The 13,319-nt window shown below is 58.8% G+C and carries 9 protein-coding genes; 2 read left to right on the forward strand and 7 right to left on the reverse strand.

The annotated features are described in order from the left end of the window. Positions 1-98: 98 nt before the first annotated feature. A complete protein-coding gene (locus J3P95_RS15945; protein WP_434580570.1) occupies positions 99-2,138 on the reverse strand; it encodes an FAD-dependent oxidoreductase in 2,040 nt (679 codons plus the stop codon). A gap of 436 nt (positions 2,139-2,574) precedes the next feature. Here J3P95_RS15945 and J3P95_RS15950 point away from each other — a divergent pair, with 436 nt between their 5' ends. Continuing rightward, positions 2,575-3,705, forward strand: coding sequence for a carbon-nitrogen hydrolase family protein (locus J3P95_RS15950; RefSeq protein ID WP_434625856.1), 1,131 nt, complete (start codon positions 2,575-2,577; stop codon positions 3,703-3,705). Between the two features lie 2 nt (positions 3,706-3,707). Beyond that, positions 3,708-4,745 (forward strand): AraC family transcriptional regulator, encoded by a 1,038-nt coding sequence (locus tag J3P95_RS15955; protein ID WP_434557762.1) that lies wholly within the window; start codon positions 3,708-3,710, stop codon positions 4,743-4,745. Between the two features lie 297 nt (positions 4,746-5,042). On the opposite strand, the gene J3P95_RS15960 is transcribed toward J3P95_RS15955, so the two are convergent. The 6 genes from J3P95_RS15960 to clpP all read right to left on the reverse strand — a co-directional run bounded on the left by J3P95_RS15960 (position 5,043) and on the right by clpP (position 13,258). Then, complete coding sequence (locus J3P95_RS15960; protein WP_434557763.1) at positions 5,043-5,927, reverse strand: DUF2242 domain-containing protein; 885 nt, start codon at positions 5,925-5,927, stop codon at positions 5,043-5,045. Between the two features lie 223 nt (positions 5,928-6,150). After that, positions 6,151-8,022 carry a SurA N-terminal domain-containing protein gene (locus tag J3P95_RS15965; RefSeq protein WP_434557764.1) on the reverse strand — a complete coding sequence of 624 codons (1,872 nt, stop codon included), beginning with the start codon at positions 8,020-8,022 and terminating at the stop codon, positions 6,151-6,153. A 224-nt stretch (positions 8,023-8,246) separates the two neighbouring features. Then, positions 8,247-8,519: an HU family DNA-binding protein gene (locus tag J3P95_RS15970; RefSeq protein ID WP_008077714.1), complete on the reverse strand. Its 273-nt coding sequence runs from the start codon at positions 8,517-8,519 to the stop codon at positions 8,247-8,249. A 149-nt stretch (positions 8,520-8,668) separates the two neighbouring features. Beyond that, entirely contained in the window at positions 8,669-11,065 is a 2,397-nt protein-coding gene (lon, locus tag J3P95_RS15975) for an endopeptidase La (protein WP_434557765.1), read from the reverse strand. A gap of 161 nt (positions 11,066-11,226) precedes the next feature. After that, positions 11,227-12,510, reverse strand: a complete 1,284-nt coding sequence (clpX, locus tag J3P95_RS15980) for an ATP-dependent Clp protease ATP-binding subunit ClpX (RefSeq protein ID WP_434557766.1) — start codon at positions 12,508-12,510, stop codon at positions 11,227-11,229. Positions 12,511-12,622: 112 nt separating this feature from the next. Then, a complete protein-coding gene (gene clpP / locus J3P95_RS15985; protein WP_434557767.1) occupies positions 12,623-13,258 on the reverse strand; it encodes an ATP-dependent Clp endopeptidase proteolytic subunit ClpP in 636 nt (211 codons plus the stop codon). Between the last annotated feature and the right edge of the window lie 61 nt (positions 13,259-13,319).

Raw genomic sequence — 13,319 nt, forward strand, 5'->3', positions numbered from 1 at the left:
GCAGGCCGAGGGGGAACAGGCCAGCATCTTAGCAGCTCGATTCAAACACCTGCGGGAGCGAAGCTGTTCGCTACCGCAGGAATCATCGGGACCGAGCGCTACAGCTGCGCCGCCAACCGCGAACCCTGGTTGATCGCACGCTTGGCGTCCAGCTCCGCCGCCACGTCGGCACCGCCGATGAGATGGACGCTCTGGCCAGCGGCTTCCAGGCCTTCCTGCAATTCGCGCAGCGGATCCTGGCCAGCGCAGATCACGACGTTGTCCACCGCCAGCACTTGCGGCTCACCCGTTTCGCCGATGCGGATGTGCAAGCCCTCGTCGTCAATTTTCAGGTACTCGACGCTGTTAAGCATTTGCACCTGCTTGTTTTTCAGGCCCGTGCGGTGAATCCAGCCGGTGGTCTTGCCCAGGCCGTCGCCGACCTTGGAGGTCTTGCGTTGCAGCAGGAATACCTGGCGCGCCGGTGCATGGGGTTCGGCCTTGATCCCAGCGACACCGCCACGAGCCTCGAGGTGGGTGTCGATCCCCCATTCCTTCCAGAACGCTTCACGGTCCTGGCTAGTGGCAACGCCCTGGTGAACCAGGAACTCCGACACGTCGAAGCCAATACCGCCGGCCCCGATCACCGCGACACTGTGGCCCACCGGCTTGCGCTCGAGGATCACGTCCAGATAGCTCAACACCTTGGCATGCTCCACACCTGGAATAGCCGGTGTACGCGGCGCGATGCCGGTGGCGAGGATGATCTCGTCGTAACCGCCGACCAACAGCTGCGCTACATCGACGCGGGTATCGAGGCACAACTCAACATGGGTGGTCTGCAATTTGCGCTTGAAGTAGCGCAGGGTTTCAAAGAATTCTTCCTTGCCCGGCACGCGCTTGGCGATGTTGAACTGACCGCCGATTTCGCTGGCCGAATCGAACAACGTCACTTGGTGCCCACGCTCGGCCGCCACGGTGGCCGCCGACAACCCGGCGGGACCCGCGCCGACCACGGCGATTTTCTTCACCTGGGTCACCGGCAGGTAATTGAGTTCGGTTTCATGGCACGCCCGCGGATTCACCAGGCAACTGGTGAGCTTGCCGCCGAACGTATGGTCCAGGCAGGCCTGGTTGCAACCGATGCAGGTGTTGATTTCATCGCTGCGACCGGCAGCGGCTTTGTTGACGAACTCCGGATCGGCGAGGAAGGGCCGCGCCATGGACACCATGTCGGCGTCGCCTTCGGCCAGGATCCGCTCGGCGACTTCGGGCGTATTGATACGGTTGGTGGTGATCAGTGGAATGCCCACTGAGCCACGCAGATTGGCCGTGACCTTACTGAACGCCGCCCGCGGCACCTTGGTGGCAATGGTCGGGATACGCGCTTCATGCCAACCGATACCGGTGTTGATGATCGTCGCACCGGCCGCTTCGATGGCCTGGGCCAACTGGACAATTTCGTCCCAGGTGCTGCCACCTTCCACCAGATCGAGCATCGACAGGCGGAAGATAATGATGAAGTTCGGGCCAACCGCCTCGCGCACGCGGCGCACGATCTCTACCGGCAGGCGCATGCGGTTCTCGTAGCTGCCGCCCCAACGGTCGGTTCGGTGGTTGGTGTGGGCGGCGAGGAATTGATTAATGAAATAGCCTTCCGAGCCCATGATCTCGACACCGTCGTACTCGGCCTTCTGGGCCAGGACCGAGCAGGTAACGAAATCGCGAATTTGTTTTTCGATGCCCTCTTCGTCCAGTTCCCTGGGCTTGAACGGATTGATCGGTGCCTGGATCGCGCTCGGAGCGACCTGCTTGGGGCTGTAGGCATAGCGACCCGCATGGAGAATCTGCATGCAGATCTTGCCGCCAGCCTCGTGCACGGCCCGGGTGACAATCTGGTGCTTGAGGGCTTCTTCCTCAGTGGTCAGCTTGGCCGCGCCAGAGTAGACACCGCCCTCGTCGTTCGGCCCGATCCCACCGGTGACCATCAGGCCCACCCCACCCCGGGCGCGCTCGGCAAAATACGCTGCCATGCGTTCGAAGCCGCCGGGCTTCTCTTCGAGACCAGTGTGCATCGAGCCCATCAGTGTACGGTTGCGCAGCGTGGTAAAGCCCAGGTCCAGCGGGGCCAGTAGGTGCGGGTAATGGGAGGCGGTCATCGGTAACTCCACAACGGACGATCACGGAAAAAAGCGCAAGCTCTGCGGCTTGCGTCTGTCATGGCCCACAGCGTAAGAGTCCGGATGCGGGCGCTCAATGACCGTAAGTGACAAGTTAATGATCTAAATGCGCAAGGCGCCGACCAGTCGTGCACGACTCCCGACCAGCCTCTCGCCCCGTGAAGCGCTGCTGGGCATGACGCCACCGGTGCTGTTGATCTTGCTGCTGATTCTGATCCGGATCAGGAAGGCCAAAAATCACTAGCGTGCCGTGCCAGCGCAGAGGGTGTTCGAGGTTTTCCCCGACACCCTTACGTCTATTCGCGTTGCTTACAAATCAGTGCCTGCCCTTCGCTAATCCCTTGTTTTACCGTACCCTGCCCCGTAGCTCCTGACGAAAAATCACGAACCTGCACACGGCCGCTGACTGTTCCCCATGCGCAAATTTCTGTACCTGCTGTTTTCACTGGCCTTGATTGCCGCCCTGGTCACCTACGCACTGTGGACGACCGATCGTCCGACGGGTCATTACCTGTCTGACCTTCGGATAAACCTGGCGGTCGACCAAGGCACCCCGGCGGATCGAGGCAATCTGCTGGGCATCCAGCCTGAACTGTTTCCCACCGACTACCAAAGCCCGGAACGCCTGCATCGCAAACTGGCGGCCTATCTGCAGACGGCTCGCGACCAAGGGTTTCTCAACGACAAGACCATCGTGGTCCTGCCGGAGCACATCGGCACCTGGTTAATGGTCAGCGGTGAGAAAGACGAGGTGTACCAAGCCACCACATTCAAGCAAGCCATGCATTGGCTGGCGGTCAGCAATCCGCTGGCTTTCATCCGGGCGTTGGCGGGTGCCAAAGGCGATAGTCGCCTGGACGACGCCTACCTGCGCATGAAAGCAGCCACCATGGCCCATGATTACCAGACGCTGTTCGGCGGGCTGGCCAAGGAATTCGGCGTGACCCTGCTGGCCGGTTCCATCGTGCTACCCGAACCCAGCGTCAGCGAAGGCGAACTGAAGATCGGTCGCGGCGCGCTGTACAACAGCAGCCTGGTGTTCGGTCGCAATGGCCGGCCGATCGGCCAACCGCAGCGCCAACGACATCCGGTGTTTGACCAGCAGGAGGTGCTTGAGGCCGAGCACTCGGACGCGAGCCGAGTGATCGAGACCCCCGCGGGTCGGCTGGGCGTACTGATCGGCAGCGACAGTTGGTACCCGCTTCATTATCGGCAGCTCAACGAACAGGGCGCTCAATTGATTGCCGTGCCCGCTTTTGTCATGGGTCGCGACACGTGGGACAAGCCATGGAGCGGCTATAAAGGCCTGTCCACTCCGGACGAAGTGAGCCTCAAGCCCGGCGAATTGACTGAAGGCCAAGCCTGGCTTCGCCTGACATTGATCAGCCAGCGGCCTATCAGCCAGGCGCGGGGCGGCGTCAGCGTGTTCTTGCGCGGGCAATTCTGGGACAACGGCAGCGCCGGCCAGAGCTTCATCAGCCACAACGGCGAGCAATTCTCCGATGGCGAATCCCGTGGCGCCCGCCTGCTGAACCTCTGGCTGTGAACATGAAGCGGCAACCGATGCGCCTGGGCGACCTCTCCGTTGGTTTCGTCCACAGCCTCGCTGATGCAGTGGCCAGCCACGGACAGGAACCCCAGCCTTTGCTCGAACAATACGGCCTCGATGCGGCGCGCCTGGCCGAGCCCGGGGCGCGCTTGTCGATTCCGCGCTACATGCGCCTGGGCCACGCTGCAATCCAATTGACCGAAGATCCCGCCCTGGGATTGCGCATGGGTCAGCTCAGTCGCTTGAGCCAAGCCGGGCTGGCCGGCGTCACTGCGGCCCAGGCGCCGAATGTACGCGAAGCCGCGCGCTGCATGATCCGTTTCGAGCCGCTGTATGGCTCCAACTATCGTGGGCAGTCGAGCTTTCATGAGGACACCCGAGGCGCTTGGCTGCGGTTCTATTCCATCAGCCCTTATAACGCCTACAACCGCTTCGTCGTGGATTCCATTATCGCTGGCTGGCTCCAGCAATTGTCCAGCGTGAGCAATGTCGCGCTGCGCGCCGAACACATCAACATCGAATTCCAGGAACCTGCCTATGCGCAGGCCTATCGGATCTTCGGCGATTGCCACATCCAGTTCGGTGCCGAGCAGAACCAACTGCGCCTTGGCCTGGAAAGTCTTGCCCAGCGCAATCCACAACATTGCCCAAGCACCTGGCGGCACCTGGTCCAATTATGCGAACGGGAACTGGAGCAACTGACTCGCACCCGCACCCTGCGCGAGCGCATCATCCAATTGCTGGGGCCGCTACTCAGCGGCGGACGGGAGCCGGGCCTTGAAGAAGTGGCGACACGCCTGAAGCTGCCGAGCTGGACGTTGCGTCGCAAACTGGCTGAAGAAGGTACGCAATTCAGGGCGATCCTCAACGACACCCGCCGAGACCTCGCCATGACGTACATTCGCGACACGGAACTGGCATTCGGAGAAATCGCTTACTTGCTCGGATTCGCCTCGGCCGAAGCGTTTCAACGCGCCTTCAAGCGCTGGAACAACCAGACGCCGGGAGAGTTTCGCCGCAGTCGCAAGGGAGCGTAGCTGCGCAGCTTGCCGTACGGTCTGCAGTTAACTTGCGCGCCTACAGCTCCGTCGCATCTTCGGCTGGCTCCAATGGGTCCAGCTCATAGGCCTGATATTCCAGCAGCTCTTCCTGATAATCGTCCATTACGAATCCTTCCCATAAATGTTGAAACCGAGGGCTTGATGGCCTCGAATCAGCATAAAGCTGCTTTATGAACAAAACATGAAGCCGAGGCTTCATGAATTAAACGTAGCACAGCGTCAGGAAATTAATGAATGAAGTGTGGCAAGGGATTACAACCCTGCCACCACCACTCAGGACGCCGGAAGTGGCTGGATGGGCTCGGAGGGCGGCGGCAAGGAACTGGCCGGTGGCGGAGTGACGGTTTCCGTCGACGAAGGCGCGTAGGACTCCGGCTCGCCAGGGGCGATCGGCGCTGGCTCGACTGGCGGCGCGACCGGCTCCGACACGGCAGGAGCCGGTTCCATAGGCGCCGGCGCAACTTCTTGGACCGGGGCCAAAGGTACTGGCGCAAGCGCTGGTTGAGGAGCCTGCAGCGCAGCCGGCTCAGGAGCGGGCATCGCCGCGGCCGGCTCGGCCCTTGATTCCGGAATGCCCAGCTCGGTCTTGGGTTTTACGAGGTTTTCAACGGACTTCTTCGTTTCCTTCGCTTCCGGAGGCAGGAACGCCTCCACCAGCGTAAAGAAACGCTCATAGAACTTGTCTGCCGACACCGTTTCGCTGGCGACCTTGACCATCGAATCGTCCGAGGAGCCAATCGGCATCGACACCGATCCCAGTACACCCACGCCCAAGCTGGCGGAGTTGTTGGTTTTCTTCAGGGCGTAGCGGTCCTGCAAGGCGTTGGCAAACAGGGTCGCCCGATGCCCTGGACCGCCATCTTCGGCGCAGACCAGGTTGAAGCTGATCTCCATGTGGGTATCGCCGGTTTGCTGGAAGCTCTTGTGGCCGCTGACCAGTTTCGGGTCGCTGCTGGTGATGATGTAGCCCTGGCTGAGCAACGCACGACGCCCTGCTTCACAGGTCGCCACGTCAGTCACTGAATAAGTTCGCGAAAACGTGCCCGAATCATCGAAGTTTTCATGCTCGTAGATGGCGGCTTTCTTGGAGGAACAACCGGCGGCAACCGCCAGCAGCAAGGCCAGCCCAACGGTGCGCATGTGAAATGATCTGAACATTGAACATCCTGAGGAAAACAATCCGGGGCGTATTGTGCAGCAGAACGCTGCCGGGCAGCGTGGGTAGCTCGCCCAAAGGGATTACAAGTCTACGGGGGGTTGGCTGCGGGAAAAAGACTCAATCTCGATGAATCGATGAACATCCTTGTCGTGGCAATACACGGATACAAAAAAAGACCCCGGCCTTTCGGCCGGGGTCTGGTGGGCAACGCATCAAGAACCGTCAGAAACGCTTGATGTCCGCCTGGTTTTCCAACTGTTTGCGATAGGCCGCGAAGTCTTGCTGGCCGACGCGTGAAGCGAGGTAGCGGCGGTACTCGGCCTTTTCTTCCTCGGTCGGCGCCGCAGCTTCGTTCACACCGTTCAAGCGCAGGACCGTCAGGCTGCCGTCAGGCAGGGTCACGCTGGCGAACGTCGGCTTGTCCTTCGCCTCGGGCTTGGGCATGCGGAACAGCGCCTGCAGCACGGCCGGGTCGATACCGTCCTGACTACGGGTTGCCGCTTCGAAGGTCTTCCAGCTCTGGCCGTTGATCGGCTTGTCCAGTGCTGTCTTGCCATCGCGCAGGCTGGCAATCAACTCATCGGCCTGGGTCTTGGAAGCCGAGCTGGCATGTTCCTTGGTCAACTGGGCGCGAATAGGCCCGGCGACTTTGTCCAGCGGCAGTTGCTCAGGCTTGCGGTGCTCCTTGGCTCGCAGCACCACGACGGTTTCCGGATCCAGCTCGATGGCGGTGCTGTTGGCACCCTCCTCCAGCACTTCCGGGCTGAACGCAGCGGTGACCACGGCACGGTTAGCCGCAATCCCTTCACCGCCTTCACGACCGAACGGTGCCGACGTGTGAACGGTCAGCTTCAAGTCCTGGGCCGGCTGTGCCAAGTCGGAAGCCTCGAACGAGGCATCTTCCAACTGTTTGGTCGCCTCGACAAAACGCTGCTCCACTTGCTGGGTCTTCAGGTCGCGGGTCAGCTTGTCCTTCAGGCTCGCAAAGCTCGGGACCTCAGGTGCTTCGATCCCCAGCAACTTGATCAGGTGCAGGCCGAAATCGGTTCGTACCGGTGCCGATACCTGATCCTTGTTCAAGGCATACAGCGCCTTTTCGAACTCCGGATCGTAAACGCCCGGACCGGCGAAGCCCAGGTCGCCACCGTTGTTGGCTGAACCCGGATCCTGGGAGAATTCCTTCGCCAAGGCTTCAAACGACTCACCCTTGGCCAGTCTAGCCTGGATTTCGTCGATCTTCGCCTTGGCCTGGGCCTCGGTGACCTTGTCGTTCACTTCGATCAGGATGTGCGCAGCCCGACGCTGTTCGGACAGGTTGGCGATTTCTTTCTGATACGCCGATTGCAGCTCCTCGTCCTTGACGGTGACTTGGTCGAAGAAAGAGGATTTTTTCAGCTCTACGTAATCGATGACCACCTGATCAGGCGTCATGAACTCCTTGGCGTGCTGGTCGTAGTAGGCCTTGACCTCATCATCGGTCAGCTTCACAGCCGATGGGTCCGCCTTGATGGATAGCGTCGCAAAGTCGCGGGTCTGCTTCTCCAACCGGGCAAATGCCAACACCTGGGCATCGGTGACAAAGCCACTGCCAGCCAGACCGGCGCGCAGTTGGCCGATCAGCATTTCCTGCGTCAGCATCTGACGGAACTGCAAACGACCGTAACCCAACTGACGGATCACCTGGTCGAAACGCTCAGGGCTGAATTTGCCGCCGACCTGGAACTCAGGCGTCTGCAGGATCACTTGGTCCAGCGCGGCTTCGGAGAAAGCGAATTTAGCATCATGAGCGCCTTGCAGCAGCAGCTTGCGATCGATCAGGCCCTTGAGGGCCGAGTCGCGCAGCATTTTCTCGTCCAGCAAGGAAGCGTCGAAATCCTTGCCCAACTGTTGCATGAGCTGACGGCGTTGCATATCCACTGCTTGGATCAGCTCGTTCTGGCTGATTTCTTCGCCATTGACCTTGGCCGCGTCATTACTGCTGGTGGTGGCTTGAAAAATGGCTTCGAAACCGGTCAACGCCATCAATGCGACGATGATCCCGATGATGGTCTTGGCAATCCAGCCTTGTGAATTGTCCCTGATATTCTGCAGCATGCGTCCCCCAGAAACGGTTGAACTTCAAATTTAGGCAACCGTGGAGCGTGGGTAGAATCCGGATAGAAGAAAGGCGCATCCGAGGATGCGCCTTCTCGTAACTGGCGGAGCGGACCGGGCTCGAACCCGCGAGCCCTGGCGTGACAGCCCGGTTGTTACCGGACGCATTACCGCTCCGCTGCCAAGCCAGGCATGACCCCGACCCGGATAAACTCAGTGAAACCTTAGTTAACGGCTTCTTTCAGTGCTTTACCAGCTTTGAAGCCTGGCTTTTTGGCAGCAGCGATCTGCAGCGTCTTGCCGGTCTGCGGGTTGCGACCAACACGAGCTGGACGATCGGTAACGGAGAACGTACCGAAACCAACCAGAACAACAGAGTCGCCAGCCTTGAGAGCGCCAGTGACGGATTCGATTACAGCGTCCAGCGCACGGCCAGCAGCAGCTTTCGGGATATCAGCGGATGCAGCGATAGCATCAATCAGTTCCGACTTGTTCACTCTAAGTCCCCTTATATCTATTTTGAGATGATTCTAAGTTTTTTTGGTGAAAGCAAAAACGAGTGCTGAATGGCCTGCAGACACTTAAGAGCCGCTTTATAACAAGGGCTCTAAAAAACTGTCAAGGAAGCCCCCCAGGCAAATGCGTATTAATGCGTGCTAATTCTTTCCTTAGAGTCAGACTCTCGCTTTTCTTCCTTCGCGACAATCTCCGGAGCCACATCCGGCAAGGGCTCCGGCGCGTATTGCAGCGCAATTTGCAGGACCTCGTCAATCCATTTAACCGGTTTGATCTGAAGATCCTGCTTGATGTTGTCAGGAATTTCCTTCAAATCACGGACATTCTCTTCCGGAATGATCACGATCTTGATCCCGCCACGGTGAGCCGCCAGCAGTTTTTCCTTCAGGCCACCGATCGCCAACACCTGCCCGCGCAGGGTGATTTCGCCTGTCATGGCAACATCCGCGCGCACCGGAATACCAGTCAACGCAGAAACCAGGGCGGTGCACATACCCACGCCAGCACTCGGTCCGTCCTTGGGTGTCGCCCCCTCCGGCATGTGGATGTGCGTATCGCGTTTCTCGTGGAAATCCAAGGGGATGCCCAGGCTACGCGCGCGGCTGCGGACAACCGTCAACGCCGCGGTGATCGATTCCACCATCACATCACCGAGGGAACCGGTCTTGATCAGTTGTCCTTTGCCCGGCACCACAGCGGCTTCGATGGTGAGCAATTCGCCACCGACTTGCGTCCACGCCAGGCCTGTCACCTGACCTATCTGATCCTGCTGCTCGGCCAGGCCGTAGCGGAATTTACGCACGCCAAGGAAGTGCTCCAGCAAGTCCGCCGTCACCTTGACCGAGAAGCGTTTTTCCAGCGCATGTTCCTTCACCGCCTTGCGGCAGACCTTGGCAATTTGCCGCTCCAGGCCACGCACACCGGCTTCACGGGTGTAGTAACGAATGATGTCGCGAATCGCTTCCTCGTCAAATTCCAGCTCGCCTTTCTTCAAGCCGTTGGCCTGGATCTGCTTGGGCGAAAGGTATTTCACGGCAATGTTGATCTTCTCGTCTTCGGTATAGCCAGGAAGACGAATCACCTCCATCCGGTCCAGCAGCGCTGGCGGGATATTCATGGAGTTGGAGGTGCAGAGGAACATCACATCCGACAAGTCGTAATCGACTTCCAGATAATGGTCGTTGAAATTGTGATTCTGCTCGGGGTCGAGTACTTCCAGCAACGCAGACGCGGGATCGCCGCGCATATCGCTGCCCATCTTGTCGATTTCATCCAAAAGGAACAATGGGTTGCGTACGCCAACCTTTGTCATCTTTTGAATCAATCTTCCCGGCATAGACCCGATGTAGGTACGGCGATGACCACGGATTTCGGCTTCGTCGCGCACGCCACCGAGGGCCATGCGAACGAATTTACGGTTGGTGGCGTGGGCAATCGATTCCGCCAGGGAGGTTTTACCCACCCCCGGAGGACCGACCAGGCACAGGACCGGACCACGGATTTTCTTCACGCGCTTCTGCACGGCGAGGTATTCAAGGATGCGTTCCTTGACCTCTTCCAGGCCGTAATGGTCGGCATCCAGGATGTCTTCGGCACGCGCCAGATCGAGGCGCACCTTGCTCTGGGCTTTCCACGGCACCTGGACCAACCAATCGATGTAGGAGCGCACCACGGTGGCCTCGGCTGACATCGGCGACATTTGCTTGAGCTTGTTCAGCTCGGCCTGGGCCTTGGCAAGGGCATCCTTCGGCAGGCCGGCGGCATCGATGCGCTTCTTGAGCTCTTCGATCTCGTTGTGACCTTCATCGCCATCGCCGAGCTCTTTCTGAATGGCCTTCATCTGCTCGTTCAGGTAGTACTCGCGCTGGCTGCGCTCCATCTGCTTCTTGACGCGACCGCGAATGCGCTTCTCGACCTGCAGCAGGTCGATCTCTCCGTCGAGCAACGCCAGCACGTGCTCGACGCGCGCCGACAGATCGATGATTTCGAGGATTTCCTGTTTCTGCTCGATCTTGAGGGCCATGTGGGCCGCCATCGTATCGACCAGGCGCCCGGGTTCATCGATGCTGTTAAGCGACGACAGCACCTCGGCAGGCACCTTCTTGCCCAACTGCACGTACTGTTCGAACTGCGACAGCAGGCTGCGGACAAACACCTCGGATTCACGCTCCGGCGCATCGACTTCATCGATCAACGAGACTTCGGCACGGCAATGACCGTCCACTTCGCTGAAACGCTCGACCGAGCCACGCTGCTCGCCCTCAACCAGCACCTTGACAGTGCCGTCAGGGAGCTTGAGCAGCTGCAGAACCGTTGCAATCGTACCTACGCGATAAAGTGCGTCTTCGCCGGGATCATCGTCGGCAGGGTTTCTCTGAGCGATCAGAAGAATCTGCTTATCACCGGTCATCGCGGCCTCGAGGGCTTCGATGGACTTCTCGCGCCCCACGAACAGCGGGATAACCATGTGCGGATACACCACGACATCGCGCAATGGCAGGAGAGGCAATTCGATGGTTGTCTTCATGATTTCGCCTCTACGGCGGCCATAAGGCCGTAAACAGATGGAAGTAAGCTTGAAACCAAGATGGGGGCAGCCTTTAAAAAAAACAAGCGCTAAGACACGTCTAAAACGCGCTAATAGCAAAGGGGCCCGAAGGCCCCTTCTTTATTTCGGCAGCTGGACACTCAGACGTCCGGTGCAGCCTTGGCAGTCGGCTCACTGTTTTCGTAGATGTACAGCGGCTTGGACTTGCCTTCGATCACGCTTTCGTCGATCACGACTTTACTCACCTCGGACTGCGAGGGGATTTCGTACATCGTGTCGAGCAGTACGCCTTCCAGAATCGAGCGCAACCCACGGGCACCGGTCTTACGCTCCAGGGCTCGCTTGGCGACGGATTTCAGCGCGTCGGAACGGAACTCCAGGTCTACACCTTCCATTTCGAACAGCTTGGCATACTGCTTGGTCAGGGCGTTCTTCGGCTCGGTCAGAATCTGCATCAATGCCGCTTCATCCAACTCATCCAGCGTCGCCAGGACCGGTAGACGACCGACGAATTCCGGGATCAGACCGAACTTGACCAAATCGTCAGGCTCGACTTCACGCAGGGACTCACCCACCTTCTTACCCTCTTCCTTGCTGCGCACTTCGGCGTTGAAACCAATGCCGCCGCGCGTAGAGCGGTTCTGGATGACCTTTTCGAGGCCAGAGAACGCACCACCGCAGATGAACAGGATGTTACGGGTATCGACCTGCAGGAATTCCTGCTGCGGATGCTTGCGACCACCCTGGGGTGGAACGGAAGCGACCGTGCCTTCGATCAACTTGAGCAAGGCCTGTTGCACGCCCTCGCCGGAAACATCCCGGGTGATGGACGGGTTATCGGACTTGCGGGAAATCTTGTCGATTTCGTCGATGTAGACAATGCCCATCTGGGCCTTTTCAACATCATAGTCGCATTTCTGCAACAGCTTCTGAATGATGTTCTCGACGTCCTCACCTACATAACCCGCCTCGGTGAGGGTGGTTGCGTCGGCGATGGTGAACGGAACGTTCAGCAAGCGCGCCAGGGTTTCGGCAAGCAGGGTCTTACCCGAGCCTGTCGGGCCGATCAGCAGGATGTTGCTCTTGCCGAGTTCGACGTCGTCATTCTTTTTGTCACGCTGGTTCAGGCGCTTGTAGTGGTTGTACACCGCTACGGCCAGTACCTTTTTCGCGCGCTCCTGACCGATTACATACTGGTCGAGGATGCCGCTGATTTCTTTAGGCGAAGGCAACTTATGGGCGCTGCTTTCGGCCTGGGCTTCCTGCACCTCCTCGCGGATGATGTCATTGCACAGGTCGACGCACTCGTCGCAAATGAAGACCGAGGGGCCGGCAATCAATTTGCGTACTTCATGCTGGCTTTTGCCACAGAAGGAGCAATAAAGCAGTTTGCCGTTGTCCTCGCCGTTGCGGGTGTCAGTCATTCGATCGATCCAAATCCGATAGGCTTGCAACACAAGATGAAGGCAAATGCGGGCTTTTTCAAGCCCGCAGGTGATCGGACTTGCCGATCAACCTCATTTTGAGCTGCTTATATTAAGCGGGGCGCTGGCTGATCACTTCATCGATCAGGCCATATTCACGTGCGGCTTCAGCGCTCATGAAATTGTCGCGATTGGTATCGCGCTCGATTTCTTCAAGCGTGTGCCCGCTGTGCTTGGCCATCAAGGTGTTGAGACGCTCGCGGATGAAGAGGATTTCCTTGGCATGGATTTCGATATCCGATGCCTGGCCTTGGAAACCGCCCAGTGGCTGGTGAATCATCACGCGGGAGTTCGGCAGGCAGTAACGCTTGCCCTGGGCGCCGGCGGTCAGCAAAAACGCTCCCATGCTGCACGCTTGACCGATACAGGTCGTCGAAACGTTAGGCTTGATGAACTGCATGGTGTCGTAGATCGACATGCCCGCCGTCACCGAACCGCCTGGCGAGTTGATATAGAGATGGATGTCTTTGTCCGGGTTCTCGGCTTCGAGGAACAACAGCTGCGCGCAGATCAGGTTGGCCATGTAATCCTCTACCGGCCCCACCAAAAAGATCACTCGTTCCTTGAGCAGACGCGAATAGATGTCATAGGCACGTTCGCCACGGGCGGACTGCTCGATAACCATCGGGACCAGGCCGCCAGCGGCTTGGATGTCAGAGCTCTGCTGATAAAAAGAATTGCGGGACATGTCTCGCAGTCACTCCCAAATAGTTATGTCTTGAATACGCATAAGCCAGCGCGAAGGCTGG

Source organism: Pseudomonas sp. Z5-35 (assembly GCF_051131945.1).
GTDB classification, from domain to species: domain Bacteria; phylum Pseudomonadota; class Gammaproteobacteria; order Pseudomonadales; family Pseudomonadaceae; genus Aquipseudomonas; species Aquipseudomonas marvdashtae.

Excerpts from the sequence above, each read along its gene's own strand:
- J3P95_RS15945 (WP_434580570.1), bottom strand. The coding sequence starts at position 2,138 with ATGACCGCCTCCCATTACCCGCACCTACTGGCCCCGCTGGACCTGGGC.
- J3P95_RS15950 (WP_434625856.1), top strand. The coding sequence starts at position 2,575 with ATGCGCAAATTTCTGTACCTGCTGTTTTCACTGGCCTTGATTGCCGCC.
- J3P95_RS15955 (WP_434557762.1), top strand. The coding sequence starts at position 3,708 with ATGAAGCGGCAACCGATGCGCCTGGGCGACCTCTCCGTTGGTTTCGTC.
- J3P95_RS15960 (WP_434557763.1), bottom strand. The coding sequence starts at position 5,927 with ATGTTCAGATCATTTCACATGCGCACCGTTGGGCTGGCCTTGCTGCTG.
- J3P95_RS15965 (WP_434557764.1), bottom strand. The coding sequence starts at position 8,022 with ATGCTGCAGAATATCAGGGACAATTCACAAGGCTGGATTGCCAAGACC.
- lon (WP_434557765.1), bottom strand. The coding sequence starts at position 11,065 with ATGAAGACAACCATCGAATTGCCTCTCCTGCCATTGCGCGATGTCGTG.
- clpX (WP_434557766.1), bottom strand. The coding sequence starts at position 12,510 with ATGACTGACACCCGCAACGGCGAGGACAACGGCAAACTGCTTTATTGC.
- clpP (WP_434557767.1), bottom strand. The coding sequence starts at position 13,258 with ATGTCCCGCAATTCTTTTTATCAGCAGAGCTCTGACATCCAAGCCGCT.